The following is a 26,021-nucleotide window of genomic DNA, read 5'->3' as shown; positions in this document are numbered from 1 at the left end:
AGGCTCAGGGTGCCGGCACCCGGGCCAGCAGCTCCTGCACCAGGCGCTCGCCGTCCCAGCCCTCGGCGGTGGCTTCATAGCTGGGCAGCACGCGATGGCGCAGCACGTCGGCGGCGACTGCACGCACGTCGTCGGGCGTGACGAAGTCACGGCCGGCCAGCCACGCCCGCGCACGGGCACAGCGCTCCAGTGCGATGGAACCGCGCGGGCTTGCCCCCCAGGCGATGCGGCGGCCGAGGCCGGCGTCGTAGCGCGCGGGATCGCGCGAGGCCAGCACCAGTTCGATCAGGTAGCGCTCCAGTGCCGGTGCCATGTGCAGGTCCAGCACTTCGCGGCGGGCGTCGAACACGTCCTGCATCGGCATCTTGTCCGGCGCCGGCGCAGCCTCGCCCAATGCACCACGGGCACGCTCACGGGCCAGCCGCAGGATTTCCGATTCGGCGGCCTGGTCCGGGTAACCGATGCGCACATGCATCAGGAAACGGTCCAGCTGCGCTTCCGGCAGCGGGAAGGTGCCCTCCTGCTCGATCGGGTTCTGCGTGGCCATCACCAGGAACAGCGGCGGCAGCGCATAGGTATGGCGGCCAACCGTGACCTGGCGCTCGCCCATGGCCTCCAGCAGCGCCGACTGCACTTTGGCCGGTGCCCGGTTGATCTCGTCGGCCAGCAGGATCGGGTGGAAGATCGGGCCGGGCACGAACTCGAAGCGGCCCTCCTGCGGGCGCCAGATCTCGGTGCCGGTGAGGTCGGCCGGCAGCAGGTCGGGGGTGAACTGCACGCGGGCAAAGTCTGCTTCCAGGCGCGAGGCCAGTGCACGGATCGCCGTGGTCTTGGCCAGGCCCGGCGCGCCCTCCACCAGCAGATGGCCGTCGGCCAACAATGCAATCAGCAGGCGTTCGACCAGTGCCGCCTGGCCGACGATCTCGGCCGACAGCGCGTCGCGCAGCTGGGTGAACGCCGCATGCAGGCGGGAGGTGGCCGGCGCGGGCGGCGGCGAGACGGTTTCGGGCATCGGCGGTGGCAGGTTCATGGGGGCCTTTGACCGGCGCAGGACGGCACGGGTTCCCGACATCATCGCAGGGTGCCCTGCGATTGGCATCAAGAACCGCTGAACAGCCGTCCACACCGGGTATGGATCTGCTTCGTGCATGCCGCCAGCCCAAACGAAAAAGGGCCGCACGGGGCGGCCCTTCTTCGTTTCGCGGGAGGCGCGGGCTCAGTTCTGCTTGGCCACGCGCAGCACCTTCGGGGTGACGAACACCAGCAGTTCGGCCTTGTCCTTGTTGCGACCGCGCTTCTTGAACAGGTTGCCCAGGAACGGCACGTCGCCCAGGAACGGCACCTTGCTGATGCTGTTGCGATCGGTGAACTCGTAGACGCCACCGATCACCACGGTCTGCCCATCCTCGACCAGCACCGCGGTGTTGACTTCGCGACGGTTGATCGACGGCACGGTGCCGTAGCCCTCCAGCTGGATCAGCTGGTCGACTTCGTCCTTCTTCACCTGCATGTTGAGGAACACGCGGTTGTCGTTGGTGATGGTCGGGGTGACCTTCAGCTCCAGCACCACTTCCTTGAACTGGACGTTCGGGGTCGCCACGCCGCCAGCGGTACCACCGCTGATGGTGACGTAGCCGATTTCCTTGCCCTGCTTGATCATCGCTTCGCGCTGGTTGGTGGTGACCACGCGCGGGTTGGAGATCACCTCGCCTCGCGATTCCTGCTGCATGGCAGACAGCTCCACGTCCAGCAGGTAACCGGCATTGAGGATCGACAGCGCCAGCGAACCCGGGTTGCTGGCGGCGGCCACCGGCAGGTTCCAGTTCAGGCCGCGGGTGATCGCCGAGCCGGACTTCACCGGCGGCGGGCCGACCCGGCCACCGGCTTCCCAGTCACGCTCGGCCTTGGCATTGGCCAGGTCGGTTGCGACCTGCGACTTGCGGGTCTCGGCATTGGCATCCAGGCTGCCACTGAAGTACACGTTGTCACGGCTGCCGCTGACACCGAACTTCGCACCCAGTTCGCGGGCGAAGGTATCGGTGGCGATGACGATGCGGCTTTCGATCAGCACCTGGTCGACCGGGCGGTCGATCACGTTGATCAGCTCGCGCATGCGCGCGATCTTCTTCGGGATGTCGCTGATCATCAGCGTGTTGGTGCGTTCGTCGGCCACGATGCGGCCGCGCGAGGACAGGAAGCCACTGTCTTCCTGCGAGGAGCTGCCCGAACCACCACCACTGCCACCACCACCGCTGCCGCCGATGCCCTTGGCCTCGGTCAGCGCTTTGAAGATCTGCGTGGCGCTGTGGTAGTTGATCTGGATGTAGTCGGTCTGCAGGTCTTCGCGGTTCTCGATGGCGATGCGCGCGTCTTCCTTTTCCTGCTCGAACTTGGCCAGTTCGGCCTGCGGCGCCACCCAGATCACGCTGCCGTCGCGACGCTTGTCCAGGCCCTTGGCGCGCAGGACGATGTCCAGCGCCTGGTCCCACGGCACATTGACCAGGCGCAGGGTCACGTTGCCCTGCACCGAGTCGGACGCCACCACGTTCAGGTTGGACTCCTCGGCGATCAACTGCAGCACGGTGCGCACCGGCACGTCCTGGAAGTTGAAGGTCACCGGCTTGCCGGTGAAGCCGCGCTGGCCGACGGCCTTGGCCGCCTGGGTGACGCTGCCGGCGGTGACCGCACCCACGGCGGCTTGGGCCTGGCGCGGGCTGATCTCGACCACGTATTCGTTGCCGCTCTGGTAGGCCAGCGACTCCACCGCGCCACCGGTGCTCAGCACCAGTTGGGTGCCGGCGCCCGACGGCTTGGCGTCGATGCGCTGTACCGGCGTGGCGAAGTCGGTGACGTTCATCGGCTTCTGCAGGTTGGCCGGCAGCCGGGCATTGCCGACGTCGACCACCACGCTGTTGCCCTGCGTGCGCAGGTCAGGGATCGCGCCCTGCCCGTCGAACTGCACGATCAGGCGCCCGGCGCCGTCATCGCCACGCTTGAAATCGATCTTGGCCACCGACAGGCCCGCCGGCGCGGCGGCCGGTGCCACGGTGGCGCCCACCGTCTTTTCCGCCGGTGCGGCAGCCAGCGCCGGAGCGCAGGCCAGCATCAGCGCGACTCCCAGCGCGCTGACACGGTTCAAGGTAGAGCGCCGGATGGGACGCAGCCCCTTGGCTTGGTGAAAGGTCATCGTGCTATCCCCAGTAAACGATCATTGATCTTCAAGCGAGAGCGTTGCCGGCCGTTCCAGCCAGCCACCCGCGCCATCCGGCACCAGTTCGATCAGCTCCACGCGGTCTTCGAAGACCGCCGTGACCCGCCCGTCGCTCTGCCCCAGGTAACCGCCCGGGCGAACCCGGTAGGTGACCTTGTCCGGCCCCATCACCAGCGCCACGGTACCTGCGCCGGTACCGATGGTGCCGACCATGTCCAGCGCATCCAGCGGGAAGCCTTCCAACGGCTCCTTGCGCCGGTTCGGGTCCGGTCGCAATCCGCCGTTCCCCTGCTGCGGATTGGTCCAGGCATCGGTGAACGGATCGCGCATGCCCTGCGCGGAGTATTCAAAGGTCTCGAACTGCTGCATCACCGGCAGCGGCTCCAGCGGTTGCGCCGGTCGCGCGCGCTCGCCTTCCACCCACTTCTCAAGGTTCGGTGCGTCGCCGGGCGTGCTGGTCACGCCACGGCCGCAACCAGCCAGCAGCAGCACAGCCAGCACCATCGCACCACGTACGGTCTGCGCGCGCATCACTTCTTGCCCTCCTTGCCAGCGTCGGACGCCTGCTGCGCCTGCACCTCGGTCTCGTCCAGGTAGCGGTAGGTCTTGACCGTACCGGACAGTTCCAGTGCACCGCTGCGGACGTTGCCGCCGGTCTTTTCCTTGGGCTTGAGGTTGATGTCATGCATGGTCAGGATCACCACCCGCGGCAGCGAGGCCACGCCACTGACGAACGCGCCGAACTGGTGGTAACTGCCCACCATGCGCAGCTTGATCGGCTTCTCGGCGTAGAACTCCTTGATCTGCTCCTGCTCCGGCTCGAACAGCTCGTTGGTCAGGCCGCTGGACAGCGCGGTCTGCGAGATGTCGATGATCAGGTCGGGCATTTCGGTCTTGCTCGGCAGCTGCCGCAGCATCTGCTGCAGCACCTGCTCCATCTGCGCCAGCTGCTGCTTCAGCGGCCCCAGGTTCACCGCGCGTTCCTGCTGCTTGGTGAACTCGGTGCGCAGCTCGACTTCCTTCGATTCCAGGCCGGCCAGTTCTTCGCGCTTGCCGCTGATCAGCAGCATCCACGCCACGAACATGATGACCAGCGCCAGCAACGAGCAGAAGACGATCTTGGCCTTCTGCGGCCAGTTGCCGATGTCGTTGAAATCCAGGTTCTTGATGTCGATCTTCTGGCTCATGCGCGGTCCCCCTGCAGCAGCGCATTGAAGGCCTGCGGCGGCTGCGCCAGGCGGCTGCCCTCAGGCTTCGGGGCAGGTGCCGGGGCCGGCGCGGCGGCCGGAGCGGCCGGTTGGTTCGGCTTGGCCGGCGTGGCCGGTGCAGTGGCCGGTGCGGCGGGAGCTGCTGCCGGCTGGCCCGCCGCCGGCGCCGCAGGCGTTGCGGCATCCGGACCTGCGGCCAACGGAGCCACCGGTGCCGGCGCAGCCGTCGCCACCGAGCCATCGGCGTTCAGGCCCGGCGTCGCCGACACCTCTTCGCTCTGTGCCGGCAGTTTCACCTTGACCACGAACACGTAGGGCAGCGCCTTGATGTCGGCCAGCGGGCCGGCCTTGCCGTCCTTGTCCTTCTCCGGGTCACGCGCTTCGATGATCGACAGCTCCGGGTTGGTCATCCAGCCGGAGGTCTCCAGGTTGCGCATGTAGGCCGAAACGCGGGCGTTGGACTGGGTGCGGCCTTCCAGCGTCAGTACATCCCCTTCCTGCTTCAGCGCGGTCAGCACCACGCCGTCGGGGATGGTGCGCACCAGCGCGTCGAACAGGTGGACCATCTGCGAGCGCTTGGCCTGCAGCTCCTCGATCACCTTCTTGCGCGCCAGCAGGCGTTCCTTCTGCGCGTCGAGGCGGTCGATCTCCTTGTTCTGTTCCTTGACCTTCTCGATCTCGGCTTCCAGATAGGCATTGCGGTCCATCTGGCCGCTCACCTGACGGTCGTAGTAGAACCAGATCATCAGCGACAGCAGCAGGCCACCGACGGCGGCCATGCCCAGCATTGCGTAGAACTCGCGCTGGCGTTGCTTGCGCCGCTCGGCGCGCCAGGGCAATAGATTGATGCGTGCCATCAGTCAAAGCTCCTCAGCGCCAGACCGGTCGCGATCATCAGCGCGGGGGCATCCTGGGCCAACGCATGCGCGTTCACCTTCGGCCCCAGGGTCATCTGCGCCAGCGGGTTGGCGACCACGGTCGGCACGCCCAGCTGTTCCTCGACCATCTCCGGCAGGCCACCGAGCACGGCGCAGCCGCCGGCCAGCACGATGTGATCGACGCGGTTGAATTCGCTGCCTGCGTAGAAAAACTGCAGCAGGCGGCTGATCTGCTGGACCGTGGCTTCCTTGAACGGCTCCAGCACTTCCATCTCGTAGCTTTCCGGCAGGCCGCCCTGGCGCTTGGCCAGCCCGGCTTCCTCGTAGCTCAGCCCGTAGCGGCGCATGATCTCATCGGTCAGCTGCTTGCCACCGAACACCTGCTCGCGGCTGTAGAGGCTGCGGCCGCCGCGCAGGACATTGAGGGTGGTCATTGTGGCGCCGATGTCGACCAGCGCGACCACGCCGTCGATGGATACCGGCAGCTCGCTGGCGACCAGGGCGTAGGCGTTCTCGACCGCGAAGGCCTCCACGTCCATCACCTTGGCCTGCAGGCCACCGAGTTCCAGCGCGGACTGGCGCAGCTCGACATTCTCCGAACGCGACGCGGCCAGCAGCACCTGGACCATCTCCGGGTTGTTCGGGATCGACCCGATCACCTCGAAGTCCAGGTTCACTTCCTCGATCGGATACGGAATGTAGTTGACCGCTTCCAGCTCGATCTGGGCTTCCATGTCGTTTTCGTCGAGATCGGCCGGCATCGGGATCACCTTGGTGATCACTGCCGACCCCGCGACGGCGGCAGCGGCCAATTTGGCCTTGCTGCCTGAACGGTTCATCGCCCGACGGATGGCCTCACCCACGGCCTCCACTTCAACGATGTTCTTCTCCACCACCGCATTGGGCGGCAGAGGTTCCACAGCGTAATGTTCCACGCGGAAACGATTGCCGCTGCGGGACAGCTGCAAAAGCTTTACCGCAGTCGAACTGATGTCGACGCCTACGAGCGGCGACTGACTTTTTGGGATGAGCCCCACGGTTTCTCCCCTGCCGACGGGCACTTGGACGCAAGACCTGCGCCCAAGCATTAATAACGTATTCTTAGCAAATGGCAACGGCCCTGCTGTGAATTCCTTCACGGATTCACCATGCAGCCCCTGACTGTTCCCCTTGCGCTCCCCGGTGCCGACCCCAGCCGGCACCTTGCGTAATCTATACTCTGCGACCACGAAATTCGCAATCGGAATCTGAACCCGATGACTCGACTCCGCCGCTGGCTGCGCTGGATCTTCTTGATTGTCCTGGTCCTGGCGCTGATCGGCGCGGCCGCCGTGGGCGGTCTGTACTACGCCGTTTCCTCCAAGCTTCCCGACGTGCAGACCCTGCGCGACGTGGAAATGCAGGAGCCGATGTACGTCTATGCTGCCGATGGCAAGCTGATGGCGGTGTTCGGCGAGACCCGGCGGACCCCGATCACCATGAAGGACGTGCCGGAGAAGCTGAAGCAGGCCTTCCTGGCGACCGAGGACGCCCGCTTCTACGAGCACGGCGGCGTGGACTACATGGGCATCGGCCGGGCGGTCTGGCTGCTGGCCACCACCAGCGACAAGCGCGTGCCGGGTGGCTCCACCATCACCCAGCAGGTGGCCCGCCAGTTCTTCCTCAGCTCCGAGTACAGCTACACCCGCAAGCTGGCCGAGATCCTGCTGGCGCGCAAGATCGAGTCCGAGCTGAGCAAGGACGAGATCTTCGAGCTGTACCTGAACAAGAGTTTCTTCGGCAACCGCGCCTACGGCGTGGCCGCTGCCGCCGAGTTCTATTACGGCAAGAAACTGAACGAGCTGGACCTGGATGAGATGGCCTCGCTGGCCGGCATCCCCAAGTTCCCCTCGTCGGGCAACCCGATCTCCAACCCGGAGCGTGCCCGCCAGCGCCGCGACAACTACGTGCTGCAGCGCATGGCCGACCTGAAATTCGTCAGCCAGGCCGAGGCCGACGCGGCCAAGGCCGTGCCGATGCACGCCACCGCGCATGAGCCGCCGGTGCAGGTCGATGCTCCGTACGTGGCCGAGCTGGTACGCCAGGAGATGATCGCCCGCTTCGGCGGCGACGTGGTCAACAAGGGCTATCACGTCACCACCACCATCGACTCCACCCTGCAGACCGCCGCGAACCAGTCGGTGCGCGACGGCCTGCTGCTGTACGACCACCGCCACGGCTGGCACGGCGTGGAGAAACAGGTGCAGGTGGGTGCCGGCGAAGACGCCGCCGCCCTGGCCGAGCACCTGCGCGGCATGTACGGCCAGGCCGGCCTGCTGCCGGCGATCGTCGCCAGCACCGGCGCCGACGGCAGCGCCACCGTGGTTCTGGCCAACCGCAGCGAGATCGTGCTGCCGGCCGGCGCCGCCAAGTGGACCAACAAGACCCCGGGCAAGCTGGTGCAGCGCGGTGACATCGTGCGCGTGCGCGCCGGGGCCAAGGAGGGCGAGTGGCTGCTGGACCAGATCCCGCGCGGCCAGTCCGCGCTGGTCTCGCTGGATGCCCACAGCGGCGCGCTGAAGGCGCTGGTGGGTGGCTTCAGCTTCTCCGGCAACAAGTTCAACCGCGCCACCCAGGCCCGCCGCCAGCCGGGTTCGAGCTTCAAGCCGTTCGTCTACGCAGCTGCCTTCGACAAGGGCTACAACCCGGCCTCGATCGTGCTCGACGCCCCGGTCGTGTTCCGCGATCGCCGCGGCAAGACCTGGGCCCCGCAGAACGACGGCGGCGGCTTCCGCGGCCCGATGCGTCTGCGCGAAGCGCTGGTGCAGTCACGCAACCTGGTGTCGGTGCGCCTGCTCGATGGCATGGGCGTGGACTACGCACGCAAGTACATCAGCGAGTTTGGCTTTGCCGAATCGGAGCTGCCGCCGAACCTGTCGATGTCGCTGGGCACCGCCTCGCTGACCCCGCTGTCGGTGGCGCGTGGCTACGCCGTGTTCGCCAACGGCGGCTCGCGCGTGGACACCTGGCTGATCGACCAGGTCAATGACCGCGACGGCAACCTGGTGTTCAAGGAAAACCCGGCGCTGGCCTGCCGCGACTGCGCCGGCAGCAGTGACCAGCCGGTCAACCAGGTGGTGGACGGCTTCAACTTCGGCGCTCCGGCCCCGAAGGTGGACCCGGCCGCCGCAGCCAAGGCCGAAGCCAAGGTCGAAACCCCGGCGGCACCGGCCAACCCGGATGCCCGCACCGCCCCGCGCGCGATCGACGCCCGCACCGCCTACCAGCTGGTATCGATGATGCGCGACGTGGTCCAGCGCGGTACCGGCGTCCAGGCCAAGGTGCTCGGCCGCGAGGACGTGGGCGGCAAGACCGGCTCCACCAACGACCACCGCGACGCCTGGTTCTCCGGCTTCGGTGGCCCGTACGTGACCACCGTGTGGGTGGGCCGCGACGACTTCCGCTCGCTGGGCTACCGCGAATACGGTGGCAAGGCCGCCCTGCCGATCTGGATCGACTACATGCGCACCGCGCTGAAGGACACCCCGATCGCGCAGAACGACCCGCCCAGCGGCATGGTCCAGGCCACCCTCAACGGCGCGACCGAGTGGGTGAAGGTGGAAGACATGGACCGCCTGACCGACTACGACCTGAACCTCAATACGCCGCAGGCCGACGCCGCCGCGTTCGATATCTTCTGAGGAAGGTTCTGGTGGGTGCCAACGGTGAGTTGGCACCCATGCGGCTGTAGAGCCGAGCCCATGCTCGGCTCCGGGCGCCTGCGGTAGAGCAGCCGAGCATGGGCTCGGCTCTACAGGATCAACGACACCCGCTTGCTCGCCTCCATGAAATACCCACGCGGATGTCACATCCTTGCGCTAGTCTGTAGCCAGGTCGCAACAGGAGTCATCGCATGCATCGCGCCCGTCAGCATGCTGCCAGCCAGACCCGCGAGCGGCGCCATCGCCTCGCCCACGAAGCCGCCCGCCTGATGGCCGAAGGCGGCATCCGCGACTACCACCAGGCCAAGTTGAAGGCCGCCAGCCGGCTCGGCATCCACGACGATGCCTCCCTGCCCCGCAACACCGAGATCGAAGACGCCCTGCGCGAGTACCAGCGGCTGTTCTCCGGCCCCCAGCACGGCAACGAACTGCAGCGCCGCCGCGAAGCCGCGTTGCGTGCGCTGGAGTTCCTGCACGGCTTCGCACCGCGCCTGGCCGGCCCGGTGCTGGAGGGCACCGCCGATGCCAACAGCCCCGTACAGCTGCACCTGCACAGTGACGACCCGGAAGCCGTGCACCGCTTCCTGGACGAGCACGGCATTCCCGCCGAGTCGCGGACGCGCCGACTGCGGATGGACCGCGAACGGAGCCTGGACGTGCCGGTGTGGGTGTTCAGCGCCGAAGAGCTGACCTTCGACCTGGCCGTGCTGCCGTATGACGCCCTGCGCCAGGCGCCCTTGTCGCCGGTGGATGAGAAGCCGATGCGACGCGCGTCTGTCGCACAGTTGCGGCAGCTGCTGGCCGAGGCGGAGATCACCGCGTATATCGGGGGGTGACGGTTGCGCCGACCTTGGATGGTTCCGGCCTTGGCGGGTGCGGACCGTCGGTCCGCACGATGCATCAGGCATCCGGACACCTGGTCCAAGAGCAGCAGAGCATGGCTCGGCTCTACAGAAGGCGCGCTGCCTGCTTCCTTCTTCTGGTAGGTGCGGACCGTTGGTCCGCACGATGCATCAGGCATGCGGACACCTGGCCCAAGAGCAGCCGAGCATGGCTCGGCTCTACAGAAGGCGCGCTGCCTGCTTCCTTCTTCTGGTGGGTGCGGACCGTTGGTCCGCACTGTGCATCAGGCATCCGGACACCTGGCCCAAGAGCAGCCGAGCATGGCTCGGCTCTACAGAAGGCGCGCTGACCTACCAGACATCATGGTGCTGCTCCTCCGGCTCATCGCCAAGCAGGCGCATCAGCCACGGTGCTCCCACCCGCTGCGGGTACGCCATCATCATCCGCGCGTGCATGTTCTGCAGATCGCCCAGCAACCAAGTCTGGTTGTAGACATCGCCGAACGGGTCCGACCACGCCGTCTGTATCCGCGCGCGCTCACCGCCGTTGAGGTTGGGCATCCTGTCCAACGGCACCTCCAGCACCGGCTCCAGCCCCCGGTTGATGGCCGCGTTCTCCGCCTCCGCCGCACGCATGAGCTCCAGCCGGTGGCTCACCTGCCAGCATGGGAAGGGGAAGCAGCTGCCCGTGGCTTCGATGTACGCCGCCATGTCGGCCAGCATGTGGGCTTTCAGCTGCCACACCCTCTCACTGTCCAGCAGTTGTCGCACCCGCAGGGTGCGCAGCGTTCCCGCGCGGACGTCTTCCGGCGTGGTGAACGGCTCGCCCGGTGTCGGGCCACCATGCCGCACCAGCACGATGCGATGGATCGCCTCCTGGGTGATGTTCTCCACGCGCAGCGCGGCGGCCTCCGGATGCACGCGCGGTGGCGGCACGCTCGCCACCCGCCAGTGGTACCAGAGCACCAGCACCATGCCCACCAGGCACAACAAGGTGAACTGCACCCAGCGATCCAGATTGCGGGTGTAGTAGTAAAAACGCGCCCGCCACAGATAGAACGTGCGGTAGCTGATGAATCGGCTTACCCATCGATACATTGCCATCTCCTCGGCAAGGACCCCGGCGCGGCGGGGTTCATTACGCGCACCACGCCGGGGCTGCACGGCTTACCAGCCGATGCCCACGCCGACGCCCATGCTGCGCTCGCCACTGTTGGTGAACGCACCATTGAGGCTGAAGGTGGCCGAACCCTTCTCGTTCAGCACACGCTGGTAGCCCACCGCCATCGCAGACTCACCTTGGCTGTAGCCCACGCCCGCACCCAGGCGGTTGTAGGTGGCCAGGCCAGCGGTGTTCATCGCCATCGCACTCTGTGCGCTGCTCATTGCCGCCATGCGGTTGAAGCGCTTGTCCATCTTGTCCAGGCGGCGCTCGAAGTTGCTGATCGCACCATCGGTGTACTCGTTGGCCCGGGCCAGCATCTTTTCCAGCTCGGCGGTATCGACCTGCGGCTTGGGCGTGTCGTCCTGCTTCGGCTGCGGCGTGGGCTTGTCACCTTCACCGGTCGAGGCGATCTGCGGCGAGCCGCTGGTTTCCGGTGCCGGCGCGATGTCTTCGGTGGACGGCGAAGGCGTGGATGCTGCCGCCATGGCGCGGGCCTGCGGCTGATCGTCGATGCGCTGCTCCAGCCCATCCATGCGGCCGTTGATCTGCTGCTGCATCGAATGCAGCTGGCCACCGTTGACCGCATCGCGGCTGCCGGCCGCGATCAGGCCGTTGGCCACGTTGGAGATGACCATGCCGTTGGCACCGGCCAGGGTGAGCTGGGCGGTACCGTCTGCGCGTACCGAGGGAGTTTCCTGGAACACGGAGCGGAGCTGGGATTCGACCTGGTTCACGCGCGAGGTGGTGCTGACCACGGCGCCGTCGAGCGCTTCCAATGCGCCGTTGAGGGTGGATTGGGACTGGCCCTGCACGTTGAAGCTGGGGCCCACGATGTTGCCATTGGCATCGACTTCGCTGCCGAGGGCGGAGAGTGCGCCGCGCAGCTGGCCGACGGTGGCGGCGTTGTGGTTGGCGGTGCCGTTGGCGATGTTTACGAGACGGCGATAAGTAGTTGCACTTCCAAATGAAGCCACTCCGGCCTCATTCGCCTGAGAGCCTTCGCCTATTGCCAGCGAACCATCCGCTCCTTTACCCACTTTTGCTCCAGCGCCGATAGCAATGCCTCCTCGTGCGCCACCTCCGGTAATGCCCACCTCCGCTCCAGTACCTAGTGCAAATCCACTATCGGAATCCTCATGCACGACCGAAGCGCGACCAAGGGCTATGGAATTTCTGCCCAGTGCCTTCGCATGGGTTCCCACTGCAGTTCCTCCATCGTTGCCGGTCTTAGCGAAGTTCCCAATTGCAAGACCAACCGGTCCAGCCTGAGCAGGGCCATAGCCTGGAGCGGTACCCACACTGACGTACTGGCCGATGCCTTCCATGGCCGAAACACGGCTATTGGTCTCATAGAGCTGGCTGCCACGCACGACATCCGAACTGTCAGCGGACAGCTTCGCCTCAGCCACACCAGTCAAACGCGCGCCGCCGAAATCGATCGGGCCGCTCGCATCCAATCCACGCATGGCCTGCTCACCTATCTCCCGCTCCTTACGCATCGCCTCCAGATCGTTCCGATTCTGCGAGATCTTCTGCTCTGCGGCGTACAACTGACTGCCGGTTACGGCATCGCGGCTTCCCGGCGCCACTCGGCCGTCAGCCAGGTTGGTCAGCAACATGCCATTCACGCCATTCAGCGCGATCTGCTTCATCCCGTCGGCACGGGCCGAAGGTGAATCCTGGAAGATCGAGCTGAGCTGGCCTTCCACCTTTTCCGCGCGACGGCCTGCGGTGACGACAGCGCCATCGAGTGCCATCAGCGCCTCCTCAACGGTGCCCTGAGTTCCACTCTGCACTGCATAAGTAGGGGCAATGATGTTGCCGTTGGCATCCATGCCTGCGCCGCCGCCGAGGGTGGCGAGGGAGCCCTTGAGCTGGGAAACGGTGGTGGCGTTGTGGTCGGCGGTGCCTCGGGCAATATTCACGAGACGGCGCTGGATGCCGACACCTCCGAATGACGCAACTCCTTCTTCATCCGCTAGTGAGCCATTTCCAAGTGCCAGCGAGCCGTGAGCACCACCTTCAACGCTTGCGCTAGCACCAATCGCCACACCTGCATACGCACTGCCAGCGTCTCCGCCAACCTGTGCACCTGCCCCCATAGCGAATCCATTCTCGGAACCTTCAGAAACAGCTGCCGCTCGACCAATTGCGGTGGAGTTCTTCCCCATCGCCTCCGCAAACGTGCCTACCGCGGTTCCTCCATCCAGTCCCGTCTTGGAAGAATTTCCGACCGCGACACCTGCGACACCGGCTTGTGCGCGCTCACTGAAGGGAGCTGAGCCGATACTCACAAATTGCGCGACATCCTCAAGATCTGAGACGCGCGAATTCGTTGAATACAGTTGTTTCCCGGACACCGCCTCAGCACTGCTTGCGCTCAGCAATCCATCCGCCAGACCACTGATCTTCCGGTTGGCATTGGCGCTGTTACGCACATTCAGGGTCGTACCGCTGTTTTTCTCTCCCAAACGAACATCGCCAGAGGCGGAGACCTGCGCCACCAACCCGCCCAGAACCGCTGTTTCGGCCAGCGCCTTGGCCGCATCCGCTTTTGCCAGGGTCGCGTCCGCAGCTGCAGAGGTGGCCACGCCTTCCACAGCCACCACCTTCTCATTGGTGGCATTGAGCTGCCTGCCGTTGACGGCTTCGTAGCTGCTGGCGCTGACCACGCCATCGGCCACGCCGGTCAGCTTACGGTTCGCATTCGCGCTATTGCGCACATCCAGCACGGTGCCGCTATTCTTCTCACCCAGGCGGACAGCCTCCGTGGGCGAAACCTGCCCGACCAGCCCACCCAGAACGGTGGATTCAGCCAAGGCCTTGGTGGCATCAACCTGTGCGGCATTGGCAGTGGCCTCCGCGCCATTCGCGGCATTCTGCGCAGTCGCTACGCGGCCGTTGGTTTCATTCAACTGCTTGCCCGTAATGGCCTCGGTACTGCTGCTGACAGCGCCATCCGCCAGGTTGACGATCTTGCGCTTGATACTGGAGCTGCCGACCGAGACCTGATTGATGCCGGTGGTCTGCGAGCCGTTGCCCAGAGCGACACTTCCCGTATGTGATGCCAGGGCGCGGTCGCCCAACGCTATGGCACTTTCGGCACCCGCCTTTGCAAGATTGCCAAGCGCCGTCGAATACAAACCCGATGCGGCGGCCTCCCGGCCAACGGCGACGGCCTGATTGCCGCTCGCATCTGCCTTGTAACCCAGCGCGGCGGCATGGGTTGCCGCGGCCGTTGCATCATTGCCCACGGCCACGGCGCGGTCGCCCACTGCCGAAGCACGCAGACCTGCCGCCACCGCGCCGTTGCCACTGCGCGTTGCAGCGCCGAGAGCAACTGCACCCGTGGCAGCGCTCTTGTCACCATCGGCATCCACACCGGCGCGAGCATCTGCGCCAACTGCGATGCTGTTGGTGTTGTAGGCCTTCGCCGAGCGCCCCATCGCTGCACTCGCAGCGCTTCCGCTCCCCTCCGCTTCTGCCGCCAGCCCGATGGCCGGGGCGGATGCATTCAGGCGCGCGGTTGCCGCGTCTGCGGCGCGCTGTGCATCTGCCAGCTTGGTGTTGGTGGCATTCAACTGCTTGCCGGACACCGCATCCGTGCTGGTCGTGTTCAATCTGGCATCCGCCACGCCCGTGATCGTGCGATTGGCGCTGGAGCTGTTTCGGATGTCCAGCATGGTGCCACCGTTGGATGCGCCGAGGAGGACATCTCCCGAGGTGGATGTCTCGCGCAGAATGCCCCAAAGCGAGTTGGCCTTCGCCAGTGCGTTGCCAGCATCGATCTTCGCGGAGTCGGCGATGGAGCGCGCTCCGATGACACCGATATTGGTGGCATTCAACTGCTTGCCTGACACAGCATCCGTGCTTGTCGTGCTTAGCGTGGCATCTGCCACGCCCGTGATCCTGCGATTTGCGCTGGCGCTGTTGCGGACATCGAGCATTGTTCCGCTATTGCTCCCGCCGATGCGGACGTTACTGGAAGGAGACGTCTGATTGAGCAGACCGGTCACGATGTTGGCTCTGAGCAGGGCGGTGTCTGCGGTCGACTGGGCCGCGTTGGCGTCGCGCAGCGCAGCACTGGCATTCGAACTGGCGGTGCCTGCCACGCTTCCAATGGCGCTGACAGTCTGGTTTGTTTCGTACAGTTGCCCGCCCGTTACAGCATCGGTGCTCCCATAGGACGTACTGCCGCGGGCAACGTTGACGATTCTCCGTTTGTTGCTCGAACTCCCGACCGATACGATATTGTCCTCATAGGCTGTGGAACCGTTTCCCAGGGCAACCGAGTTATAGGCCAAGGCATTGGCACGGTACCCCAGTGCCACCCCATCGTATCGAGCGACCGCCTGATGGCCGATTGATACAGCACCGGAAACGCCACTCGTTCCAGCACGAGCGTCTGCGCCAATGGCAATGGCACCCACGCCGCCATTGGTGGTGACCTGCGCGCCACTTCCCACCGCTACGCTGTTGACGCCGCTGCCCCAGGAGTTGTTGCCCAGCGCGGTTGAGCCCAGACCATGCGCGCGTGCGTTCGAGCCCACCGCAGTGTTGTAGCCGCCGGTCACCTCGGCGCGGTAGCCAAAGGCAGTGTTGTGATCGCCGTTGCGCTTGATGCCGTCACCCCAGATCGTCTCACCTACGGCCAGGAGACCGGCACGGGAAAGGTCATCTGTTGCCTTGAGCAACGAATTCATGCGCACCGTGTTCGTCGCAGAAGCATCCGGGGCGCACTCGGTCTGCTCGGACTCGCAGTGCGCAGGCTCCATCGCCTGCGCCAGCGGCAGGAAGAAGAAACAAGCAGCCAGTACAGCGCAGTTTCCCGACAAGCGTGCTCCGCCACCGTGCGGTTTCCCACGCAACGCACTCAACTCACTGCCAACCACCCAGCACTGCTTGGCGGTACTCCAGATACGACGATAGATGCGATTCATACTCTCTCCCTTAACAGGACATCGAAAATGAGGCCCCGCGAACAGCGCGGGGCCAGGAACGATCAGGCGCTTGGCGCCAGGGTGGTTACGTGCTCGCGGTAGCCGTCCTTGGACAGGCGGTAATGCAGCTGCACGGTATTGCCCGGTTGAGGCTGGAACGGCAGCTTCAGCTCCGCGTCCGGGTACAGGCTTTTGGCAAAGTCGTGGGTCGTGCAGGCACCACTGCCGGTGCACTCGGCCAGCCCTGTGATGCCGACCCGCAAGGTCCCCACGTTGCGCAGGGTGTCGCCCTGCAGTTGCAGATCCACGCTGCCGTTGGTGGGCAGCACGTTCACCAGCGCACCCCAGACCAGGCTGACGCCGACGTTGGCCTGTGCCGCCTGCTCGTCACCCTCAAGCAGAGTCCCGTCTGGTCCCCTGACACCCTCGAAGTAGACGCGGTAGGCCACTTCCTTCTCCACGCTGCGTAGCGGAATCACCCGGATCAGGCGATTGCCTCCGCCACTCAGTGCGAACTTCCCGGGGGTGATGGCGACCGCGGCATCGGCCGCCTCCATTTCCACCTCTTCCTCGCCAACCTGCGCAGGATTCGAGATGCGCAGCAGGCGCGCCTGCACGTACTGCGGCTGGGTGGAGTGCGAGTAGACGCGGATCTGCGTACCGCGCTTGCCATCGACGGCCGCGCGCATTGGATGGATGGAGAGGTTGGCATGTACCGGCGGCGCCAGCAGCGCGCTCAACGGCAGCAGACAGAACAACAGCTTCTTCATGATGAGGCTCCGTGGGAATCAGGGTTTGGCGGTCGGCACGCGCAGCTCTACCGTCAGCTCGCCGTCGTAAAGACCGGGCCGCTTGCTGGCGATGGGGGTAGGCGGCGTTTCCAGCACCAGCGGCGTGGGCACGCAGTACACGGGTTGATTGATGCCCGGCAGCATCACCAGGCGCAGCTGCGCGCTGTCGATGCCGCGCAGCAGCTGTTCCTCGCCGTGTTTCATGGCCAGCAGGTTTCCGCCGTATTTCAGGCCGACCTGGTAGTCGAGGCGTTGAGTGTCGTCACTGCCGCCATCTCCGTGCCAGACCGCGTAGTCCCGCCCAGGCGGGGGCCGTGGCCCGCTGTCGCGCACGGTGACGCCGAGGAACTCGCTCTGCGAGCCCACGCCGTCGTACAGGCACATGTCCACTTCCTTGTAGCCGCCGACCATCTTGCGGATGGGGTCGTAGCGCAGGTCCATGTTGACCAGCGGTGCGATGCCGTCGAAGCCGGGGAAGTAGATCGAGATCGCGTCGTAGTCGGTGACGGTGAAGTCGAAGTTGAAGGTGGCTGTGGCGACTGGTGGTGCGGTTGGATCGGCCTTGATGTTCAGGCGCATCGTGGCCTTCCAGTGGCCTGCGACGAGCCGCGAAATTTCGCGTTGAGGCAAGATCATCTCGACGCCGGTTCCGAGCGGCTGATCTGCCCCGCTACCTATGCCACAGGTGAACCAGAATGATCCGTTCAGAATGCGCTTGTCACTGTCCCAGAGATCGCTAGCGCAGCGATAGCCCGACATAGCCCGCTGCAAGCTTCCCACCGCACGAATCTCCGTTTGCAGGCCAGTCCTCAGCTCAACGAGACGCAACGCAATCTCTGTTGTCCCCCCTGACATGCTCGGCTCACTTTCCGTCGGGCACTTCCCAAATTCACTATCAGAAGCAGATCCACAAACCACATGGATCTGCCCATACTTGAACGCCAGATCGTGACTGAACCCCAGCACCGTCCGCGGCGCCCACAGCTCCACATCACCCGGCACCGCCGAGCGATCCCAGCTCATCACGATGTCCCGGCTCTGGTCAGTCGGATGCGTCTCCGGCGGCCACTGCGCCCACGCCCGTGGCATCACCAGAACCAGCGCACACACCAGCATCAACACACACATCCAACGCCGGCTCATGGCGCACCTCCTGCAGCAGCGGTCTGGGGCGTGGCGGCGATCAACGCGCGTTCCTGCAGCAGGCGGGTCACGCGGGCCTGCTGGCGGATCTCGGGGGGCAGCTGGGCCACGGCCAGCGGCTCGCAGTGCACGGCGCCGACCAGCAGCACCACCTGGCGGCGCTCGCGCACCTGCAACGGGCAATGCAGCAGACGGTCGTCCTGCAGCAGGTACAGCGTTGTTTCGCGGCGCGGGAAATCGGCAACGAAGCTGCCGTTGGCGCTGGTGCCGGGCACCGGCGCATTGAGGATGCGGGCGCCGCCCAGGGGCGCCCCCGCAAGGTCCTTGGCGTTGCCGATGAAGGTGTAGGTCACTTCGATCGGCACTGGCATGCGCATCAGCTTGCCGGGCGTGAGGAACATCGGCCGTGCACCGCCCACGCCGGTCACGCGGATCGCGGCGATGCTGTCCAGCGTGCTGGCATCCTGCACTTCGGCGCGCTGCGACTGATAGGCCTGCAGCGGCAGCAGCCGGCGCTCGCCGATCTGCAGACGCTGTCGGCGCAGCCCACCCACCTGCAATTCCGCGGCCACGCCATGCAGGTCGGCATCGTCGAAACCGTCCACCTGCACGGCCAGGCCGGCCTCGGCGCCGTTGGCACCGCTCCAGTAGAAACCACGACGGCCCAGTGCGAAGCCGGAGCTGTGGCTGCCGCTGTAGCCGGTCTCGCCACGCCCGCGCTGCTGATAGTGCGCGATGCTGGCGGTGGTGTTGCCGATGCCGTTCTGCAGCTGGCCACTCAGTGACGCGCTGTAGCGATCGTTGTTGTTGGCGCGCAGTTCGGCGTTCAGCTCCCGATAGTGCGTGTCCCGGTCCTGGCGCAGGCTCTGGCCCACGCTGTAGTCGATGGCCGGGCGCTGATGCTGCGGCTGGCGCACGTCCACCGCATAGCGGCGCTGGCCACTGCTGTCATGGCTGCGCTGCAGGCGGGTCAGGCTGAGGTTGAAGTAGATGCCACGGTCACGCTCGTTGCTGCCGCGCACGCTGTCGGTGCTGCGCTGCTGCCATAGCCCCACGCGCGTGGACACGCTGAAGTCCTGCCAGCGGTGGCTGCGGCTGAAGCTGGCCTGCCAGGTCCGGCTGAGCACGGGCTCGCGGCGCGGTTCCAGCGGACCGGGCGGCAGCAAGGGATCCAGCCCGAACAACGGGTCCTGCTCGAACCCGGGCCGATGCCAGCCGGTGCGCCAGGTCTGGCGACGGGTATAGCCCACGTAGACATTGCCACCGGCCAGCGGCAGCGATACCGAGCCGCTGAGTGAGTTGGTGCAGCCCAGCTGGTCGCGTGCATCGGCCTCGAACTGGCAGGCCTTGCCGCGCATGCGCTGCTGGTAAAGATTCCACGACGCCTTGCGCCGGTATGACAGCTGGTGCTGCTGACCATTGCTGCCATCGCTTCCCCGCATGCCGCTGAGCGAGGCGCGCATTTCCTGGGTGGCCAGCACGCGGCGCAGGTCCAGGCGCAGCTCGCCGTAGCTGTGGCCGCCGAGGTTGGCAGCGCCGGCAGTCATGGCGGCATCGCGGCCCAGCGGCACGCGCACACCGGCCATCGCCACACTTTCACCATCAAAGCGGTCGCTACGGCGCTCATTGCGGCGGCCGCCCTGCACGAACCACTGCCACTGGCTGTTGGTCCAGTTGCCGCCCTTGTCGAACGGTGCCTCCTCGGTGCGCACCAGTACACCATCTTCGTAGATGCGCATGCGCACCAGGTAGTTGCCGAACGGGAAATTGCGGGTGTCGATCTGGTTGATGCCGGCCTGCAGGTAGAAGGTCTGCAGCAGCCGCTCGCCGTCGAACACGTCGACGCGTGCATCGCGCGCCAGCAGCACGGTCAGCGGCGTGGCCTGCACGGCCGCGTCGGTGTCCACATAGGCCTGGGTGGTGCCCACGCGTGCGCCCTGGAAACGGTCCAGCGGCAGCATGCTGAAACTGAAGGTGCCGCCCTGCGGGCTGGACAGGTTGCGGCGGTCCATGCGCCCGGCCTGCAGGTAATGCGCTTGGCCCAGGTCATGGCGGTAATAGACGTTGTCGAACTGGAAGTCGTCGTTGCTGCCACGGCTGCGGTAGCGCTGCTGGGTGTAGTACCAGTCGGCGGACAGGTGGCCGCGATCAAACAGGCCCAGCGTGCCCACGCCGCGCGCGGACAGCGCCTGGTAGTCGCGGCCGCCGCTGACGTTGAGTGTCTGCTGGTGCAGGAAGGCGTTCTCGGCATTGGCCGTGACCGTGTGGTAACGCTCAGCCGCCGGTTCACCGGGAATCCACTGCCGCGCCACGAACAGGCGCACGGCGCCCTCGCCTTCGTCGTACAGCGCGCGCGCCGCGGTGGGCTCTTCGGGCGGGTCCAGATAGCCGCACCCCGCCGTGGCGCCACCAAAGCGGCAGGCCAGGTGGCTGTTGCGCGGCAACGGTTGCGACAGCGCCGGTAGCAACGCAGCCTGTGCTTCGGCAGGCAGGGCCAGCGCCTGCAGCACGCGCGCGGGGTCTTCCAGCTGCACGTGCTCCAGGGTCACGCGTACTGGCGACAGCCCGGCCGAGCGGCCGAACAGCTGGATGTCGAGTTGTTCGGTCTGGCCTTCGACCAGATCCTCGAAGCCGGCGGGGACGCCGTGGGCCGCTACCGAGGGAGCAGCCAGTGCCAGGGCGAGCGCGACCGCCAACCGTGTAACGGCGGGGGCATGTGGGGTCATGGGGGGTACCGCTGGAGTAGCGGCCGGCCCGGAGTGCGGGCCGGCGCGGGAAGCCGTGGATCAGGGCTTCTGGTTCATGACGATGTAGACCATGCCTTCGTAGCGGCCGTTGACCGTAAGCGGGCCACCGGCACCCGCCTGGGCGATGGTCAGGGGCATCGAGATGGAGGCACCCGGCGTCGAGCTGGCGCCGTTGAACAGGTCAGCCGCCTTGAACTCGGTGACCGCAGTGGTCAGCGCGTCGGTGTTCAGGCTGACGGCCAGCGGCACGCGCGTGGCGCCATTGAGCAGCACCGGATCGTGGCCGAGGCGCACCTCGATGTCCGCGGTTTCGTCATTGGAATGGATGCGCACCTGCTGCGTCGACGGCAGCAGGCCACGCAGCGGATCGTGGGTCAGCTGCACGGTGTCCGGCAGCGGGGTGCCATCGTCGCGCAGCAGCGCCAGGGTCGGGTCGACGTCGGCGTAGACGGTGATCTTGGTTTCCAGCGCGTGCGCGGACAGCGAAGCAGTAGCCAGCGCTGCAGCGAGCGCGGCCTTCTTGATAATGGCGTGCATGGTTGTCTCTCTCGGACAAGGGGGAATTTGAAAGCTCCCCTCCCCAAGGAGAAAAGGGAGGGAAGCGCCGCCCGCGGGGATGGGTGCGGGCGACGGAGAGAATGTTAGAAATCCATTGCCATGCAGGCCATTCAAGCATTCCTAAATCGTTGAACGTTAAGGAGAATTTTTGAAGGTGTTCAATGTTTGAGGGTTATGCAATTTTCCTCATCGGCTCAATGCAACAAACCTCATTGCTTTGCCTTTGTAGAGTCGAGCATTGCTCGACTCTATAGTGGGGCATCCACGCCTGCGGGATGGCATCAGGCCGCCTTTCGGCGGCCTGATGACACGGCGCGGTGGTGCGCGATCAGAAGAAGATCGCGTACAGGATCAGCAGCGGAATCGGCACGCCCAGCAACCAGAGCAGAATCATCTTCATGGCAGGTCTCCTTGCATGGAAGGGTGGATTACAGGTCGCGGCGGCGGCCGCCCCAGGTGGCGCTGAGGCTGGCGAAGAACGCGCCGATCAGCAGGGTGATGAAGAGCCACAATGCGGCGTAGGCGGTCGCCTTCCGCGCATCGTCGGCAGCCTGCTTGGCGGTATTCCTGGCCTTCTCCAGCGCTGCACGCATGCGCGTCTGCACATCGGTCACGCGGGCCTGCGCTTCAGCCGGGCTCATCCCGGTATCGCGCGCGATCAGCTGTGACAGGTACTGGGTATCGGCCGGATCCAAGCCTTCCCCCTGCAGGCTGTTGACGATGATGCGGTTCACTTCGGCACGCACTTCGCGGCGATCGCCGATCGGACCGTTGCCCGGCGCCGGTCGCGGCGGCGGGGCCATGCGCGCGTCGCGCGGACCGGCGCCCGCTGCCGGCGGTGGCGCGGCATCCGGGTCCATCGGTGTGCCCGGCGGCGGCGCTGCGGGATCGGCCGGCCCTGCGTGGGTCGTGCTGCGGAACAGCGCATCCACCCAATAGTCGAGGTCGCCTTCCGGTGCAGCCGCCACAGCGCCGCTGGCACCGGCTGCAGCCACGCCGACGGTGGACGCAGCGGCACCGGCAGTGGCGCCGGCCACCTTTGCGCCCGCACCCAGCACGCCACCGATGGCCGACGTCAGCAGGCCCGCGGTCAGCAGCGTGGCCACCGCCCACGACACGAAGCCGTGCGCGGTGTCGCGGAAGTAGGTTTCGTCGCCGTGGATCTGCGTCCACTTGGTGCGCAGGCGACCCGCCAGATAGCCACCCAGGCCGGAAGCGGCCAGCGCGGTGAAGGTGAGCCAGGCGATGCTGGACCAGCCGAAGGTTTCCTTGCTGACGCCTTCGAACGACCAGGGCGACACCGACGACAACCCCAGGCCCACGCCGAGGATCAGCAGGATGAGAGAGAGCGCAGCGGCGGCGGCGGCGCCAGCGAAGATGGCTCCCCACGACACCGCGCTTTCGCTGGCGGGCGGAACGATGGGGGCAGTGACGACAGCGGCGACGTCAGCGCCGAGCGGGCCGCGCTCGGGTGGGTCGAATCGGGTACTCATCGGGATGGACGCTCCATTTCAGGTGCTGCGAATGCAGCTGGCGTCCTGAGGCTGCGCGAGCGCTTGTGAAGCTGATGAGACCCCCGGATCACGCGGTCTTGGCGCGTTGAAGAGCGTGCCAACCAAGGTTGGCACCTACCAAGGCGGGAACGCGGTAACTCCATGCCACGCGTGGATGGGGGAGCGTGCCAACCAAGGTTGGCACCTACCAAAGGCGGGGACGCGGTAAATCCATGCCACGCGTGGATGGGGGAGCGTGCCAACCAAGGTTGGGAACAAGTGGATCCACGCCATGCGTGGATGGTTTTCCGCGAATGTCGAAAGCGTGCCAACCCAAGTTGGCACCCACCAGGGCGGCAGAAAAAAAAAAACGCCCCGCGCATGCGGGGCGTTCTCGGCACAACCTACGCGGGGCGATCAGCCCTGGTAGTCGCGCACATCGCTGCCGGTGTAGACCTGGCGCGGACGGCCGATCTTCATTTCCGGATCGACCTGCTGTTCCAGCCAATGCGAGACCCAGCCGGAGGTACGGCCCAGGGCGAACATGACGGTGAACATTTCGGTCGGGATCTGCAGCGCCTTGTAGATGATGCCGCTGTAGAAATCGACGTTCGGGTACAGCTTGCGCGCGACGAAGTACTCGTCCTGCAGCGCGGCCTGTTCCAGCTTCACGGCCACGTCCAGCAGCGGATCCTGCACGCCCAGCTGCTTGAGCACCTTGCTGGTCATCTCGCCGATGACCTTGGCGCGCGGGTCGAAGTTCTTGTAGACGCGGTGGCCGAAGCCCATCAGGCGGAAGCCGGAGGTCTTGTCCTTGGCCTTGACCACGGCGGACTCGACGTTGTCGGCGCTGCCGATCTCTTCCAGCATCTTCAGCACGGCTTCGTTGGCACCGCCGTGGGCCGGACCCCACAGCGCGGTGACGCCAGCGGCGACCGACGCGTACGGGTTGGCACCGGTCGAACCGACCAGGCGCACGGTCGAGGTCGAGGCGTTCTGCTCGTGGTCGGCGTGCAGGATGAACAGCAGGTCCAGCGCCTTGACCACATCCGGGTTCAGATCGTACTGGCCGTCAGCCGACTCGAAGGTCTGCTTCAGGAAGCGGCTGACGTAGTCCAACGACGTGTCCGGCTTGTTGGCCGGCAGGCCCTTGCCATGGCGGTAGATCAGCGCCGACAGGGTCGGCACCTTGGCGATCAGGCGCACGGCGGCCTGGCGGCGCTGTTCGGCGTCGGACAGGTCCAGCGCGTCGTGGTAGATGGCCGACAACTGCGCGATCGCAGCAGCCAGGATGGCCATCGGGTGGGCGTCCTTGGCGAAGCTGCCGATCAGGGTGTTGATCGAGTCGTCGACATTGGCTTCGGCAGTCAGCTCATCGGTGAAGGCCTTCAGCTGCTCGGCGCTCGGGCGCTCGCCGTTGATCAGCAGGTAGGCCACTTCGACGTAGCTCGACTTTTCCGACAGCTGCTCGATCGGGTAGCCGCGATACAGCAGCACGCCCTTGTCGCCGTCGATGTAAGTGATGGCGGACTTGCAGCTGGCCGTCGCGGTGAAGCCGGAATCGTAGGTGAAAAACCCCGTTTCCTTGGTCAGCTTCGCGATGTCGACGCAGTCGTTGCCGAGGGTGGGTTTGATGACGGGCAGAACGACGGACTTATCGCCGGCGTTGAGCGTGACCTGATCAAGATCGGACACTGTGTGCGCTCCTTCATGGGAAGGCGCCTGCCCAAGCGCATTGGTCAGGCACGTGAATGACGTCCTCGGCCTGTGCCGGGGATCATGCCATTATCGCACAGCAGCATTTGCCCGGCGCTAGACAGAAGTCGTAGACGGCAGGCGGCCAGAACCCGGCCAGCAAGCGGCCCGGATCGGCAAAAGCGTTGTCACACGAACGCAGTGTTCTGTCCATCCAAACGCCCGTTGGGTAGGCGTTGGGGAAAAACAAACGGCCGCGCAGAGCGCGGCCGTCGGTTCGAAGCTGGATCGACAGATCAGCGCGCGTAGCGCTTCTGGAACTTGTCGATACGGCCCGAGGTGTCGATGACCTTGTGCTTGCCCGTGTAGAACGGGTGCGAAGCCGAGGAAATTTCAACCTTCACCAGCGGGTAGTCGTTGCCGTCTTCCCACTTGATGGTTTCCTTCGTCGCCATGGTCGAGCGGGTCAGGATCTTGAAATCGGAGGTGACGTCATGGAAGACGACGTCGCGGTAGTTCGGATGGATATCGGCCTTCATGGGCTCACACCGTAAATGGGCTGGTGGTCAAGAGCGGCATTATAAGCACCGGTTGCCGCCCGGGGCAACCGGTGCCGGTCAATCGGCTTCAGTCCGCGCCCAGGGCCTGGCGTACCAGGGCCTCGAAACGCTGCTGGTCGTAGGCCATCAGCAGATCGCAGTTGTCCGGCTGGCCGGTCTGGCGGTTCCAGTCGACGATGGTGGCGCCGCGGCTGAACGTGCCATTCAGCTCCACGTTCAGCGGACGCGACTCGACCCGCAGCTGCCCTTCCGGGTTCAGTGCCCAGGCCATGGCAACCGCGTCGGCGGTGTACCAGCGGCCGCCCTTGCTGTCTTCGGACAGGCCCCGGGTCTTGCGCGAAATCAGCTCGTAGAAGCGGGCGCGATCGGAATCGGCCTGCAGCCATTTCTCGGCTTCTTCCAGCGGCAGGCCGTGGGCGACGGTGGCCTCCCAGTCCGACACCAGCAGATGCTTGAACGAGGTGAACACCACATGCGCCGCTTCCGGATCGAAGGCGATGTTGAATTCGGCCGCCGGGGTGATGTTGCCGTGGCAGGTGACCGCGCCGCCCATCACCACGATGCGCTTGATGCGCTGGGGCAGGGTCGGGTCCAGCTTCAGTGCCAGCGCGAGGTTGGTCAGCGGGCCAAGCATCACCAGCATCAGTTCGCCGGCATGCGCGTGCGACAGGCGCAGGATGGCCAGCGCAGCATGCTCGGCTTCGGCCTGGCGGCTCGGCGGCGGCAGGTCCACGTCGCCATAGCCATCACGGCCATGCACGTGGGCAGCGTCTACGGAAGGATGCAGCAGCGGATCCGGGCTGCCGGCAAACACCGGCACGTCGGTGCGGCCGACGATGTCGCAGAGCTTGAGGGCGTTGCGGACGGTGTACTGCAGGCCGACATTGCCGGCGGCGATGGTCAGGGCGACCACGTCATGCCGTTCATCGGCAAAGGCCATCAGCAGGGCCAGGGCGTCGTCCACACCGGGGTCGGTGTCGATCAACAGGGGGATCTTGTGGGTCATCGTTGCCGTCTTCAGATCGGCAACGAAGTGTGGACCGGGATGATGACCGTTGCAAGTATGGGGGGCGGCAGGGCTGCGACCTG

The 26,021-nt window shown here is 65.8% G+C and carries 18 protein-coding genes; 2 read left to right on the top strand and 16 right to left on the bottom strand.

The genetic code is table 11. From position 1 onward, the window contains the following. Positions 1-4 precede the first annotated feature (4 nt). From AC5P53_RS03895 to AC5P53_RS03870, 6 genes are all read right to left on the bottom strand, one after another. On the bottom strand, positions 5-1,030 hold the full coding sequence (locus AC5P53_RS03895) for an AAA family ATPase (protein WP_014648255.1): 1,026 nt from the start codon (positions 1,028-1,030) through the stop codon (positions 5-7). Positions 1,031-1,216: 186 nt separating this feature from the next. After that, entirely contained in the window at positions 1,217-3,187 is a 1,971-nt protein-coding gene (locus AC5P53_RS03890) for a type IV pilus secretin PilQ family protein (RefSeq protein WP_241887072.1), read from the bottom strand. A gap of 21 nt (positions 3,188-3,208) precedes the next feature. Beyond that, a complete protein-coding gene (locus tag AC5P53_RS03885; RefSeq protein WP_005418914.1) occupies positions 3,209-3,742 on the bottom strand; it encodes a pilus assembly protein PilP in 534 nt (177 codons plus the stop codon). Beyond that, positions 3,742-4,398: a type IV pilus inner membrane component PilO gene (locus tag AC5P53_RS03880; protein ID WP_014648258.1), complete on the bottom strand. Its 657-nt coding sequence runs from the start codon at positions 4,396-4,398 to the stop codon at positions 3,742-3,744. The genes AC5P53_RS03885 and AC5P53_RS03880 overlap by 1 nt, the downstream gene beginning before the upstream one ends. Further along, positions 4,395-5,276 carry a PilN domain-containing protein gene (locus tag AC5P53_RS03875; RefSeq protein ID WP_014648259.1) on the bottom strand — a complete coding sequence of 294 codons (882 nt, stop codon included), beginning with the start codon at positions 5,274-5,276 and terminating at the stop codon, positions 4,395-4,397. The genes AC5P53_RS03880 and AC5P53_RS03875 overlap by 4 nt, the downstream gene beginning before the upstream one ends. Continuing rightward, on the bottom strand, positions 5,276-6,334 hold the full coding sequence (locus tag AC5P53_RS03870) for a pilus assembly protein PilM (protein WP_014038321.1): 1,059 nt from the start codon (positions 6,332-6,334) through the stop codon (positions 5,276-5,278). The genes AC5P53_RS03875 and AC5P53_RS03870 overlap by 1 nt, the downstream gene beginning before the upstream one ends. 219 nt (positions 6,335-6,553) lie before the next feature. On the opposite strand from AC5P53_RS03870, the gene AC5P53_RS03865 reads away from it, so the two are divergent. Next, positions 6,554-8,977, top strand: a complete 2,424-nt coding sequence (locus tag AC5P53_RS03865) for a penicillin-binding protein 1A (protein ID WP_014648261.1) — start codon at positions 6,554-6,556, stop codon at positions 8,975-8,977. A 212-nt stretch (positions 8,978-9,189) separates the two neighbouring features. Further along, positions 9,190-9,834: a hypothetical protein gene (locus AC5P53_RS03860; protein ID WP_014648262.1), complete on the top strand. Its 645-nt coding sequence runs from the start codon at positions 9,190-9,192 to the stop codon at positions 9,832-9,834. Positions 9,835-10,191: 357 nt separating this feature from the next. Here AC5P53_RS03860 and AC5P53_RS03855 read toward each other — a convergent pair whose 3' ends face one another. The 10 genes from AC5P53_RS03855 to AC5P53_RS03810 form a co-directional block, all read right to left on the bottom strand. After that, positions 10,192-10,938, bottom strand: coding sequence for a membrane protein (locus AC5P53_RS03855; RefSeq protein ID WP_014648263.1), 747 nt, complete (start codon positions 10,936-10,938; stop codon positions 10,192-10,194). Between the two features lie 69 nt (positions 10,939-11,007). Then, complete coding sequence (locus AC5P53_RS03850) at positions 11,008-15,945, bottom strand: ESPR-type extended signal peptide-containing protein (RefSeq protein ID WP_495227126.1); 4,938 nt, start codon at positions 15,943-15,945, stop codon at positions 11,008-11,010. A gap of 62 nt (positions 15,946-16,007) precedes the next feature. Beyond that, positions 16,008-16,715, bottom strand: a complete 708-nt coding sequence (locus AC5P53_RS03845) for a pilus assembly protein (protein WP_126411314.1) — start codon at positions 16,713-16,715, stop codon at positions 16,008-16,010. 18 nt (positions 16,716-16,733) lie between these two features. Beyond that, complete coding sequence (locus tag AC5P53_RS03840; RefSeq protein WP_241887074.1) at positions 16,734-17,879, bottom strand: CblD like pilus biogenesis initiator family protein; 1,146 nt, start codon at positions 17,877-17,879, stop codon at positions 16,734-16,736. Continuing rightward, a complete protein-coding gene (locus AC5P53_RS03835) occupies positions 17,876-20,605 on the bottom strand; it encodes a TcfC E-set like domain-containing protein (protein ID WP_495227124.1) in 2,730 nt (909 codons plus the stop codon). The genes AC5P53_RS03840 and AC5P53_RS03835 overlap by 4 nt, the downstream gene beginning before the upstream one ends. A gap of 60 nt (positions 20,606-20,665) precedes the next feature. Then, entirely contained in the window at positions 20,666-21,163 is a 498-nt protein-coding gene (locus AC5P53_RS03830) for a CS1 type fimbrial major subunit (RefSeq protein WP_046432313.1), read from the bottom strand. A gap of 449 nt (positions 21,164-21,612) precedes the next feature. Continuing rightward, positions 21,613-22,677 (bottom strand): hypothetical protein, encoded by a 1,065-nt coding sequence (locus AC5P53_RS03825; protein WP_164077196.1) that lies wholly within the window; start codon positions 22,675-22,677, stop codon positions 21,613-21,615. A 417-nt stretch (positions 22,678-23,094) separates the two neighbouring features. Next, positions 23,095-24,372, bottom strand: coding sequence for a citrate synthase (locus tag AC5P53_RS03820; RefSeq protein ID WP_014648268.1), 1,278 nt, complete (start codon positions 24,370-24,372; stop codon positions 23,095-23,097). 296 nt (positions 24,373-24,668) lie between these two features. Next, positions 24,669-24,911 (bottom strand): type B 50S ribosomal protein L31, encoded by a 243-nt coding sequence (locus AC5P53_RS03815; RefSeq protein WP_010484049.1) that lies wholly within the window; start codon positions 24,909-24,911, stop codon positions 24,669-24,671. An 88-nt stretch (positions 24,912-24,999) separates the two neighbouring features. Then, positions 25,000-25,938 (bottom strand): nucleoside hydrolase, encoded by a 939-nt coding sequence (locus tag AC5P53_RS03810; RefSeq protein WP_049407499.1) that lies wholly within the window; start codon positions 25,936-25,938, stop codon positions 25,000-25,002. Positions 25,939-26,021 lie beyond the last annotated feature (83 nt).

The organism is Stenotrophomonas sp. YJH_SMC_82 (assembly GCF_059368875.1).
This window is presented reverse-complemented; position numbering and strand designations above follow the sequence as displayed.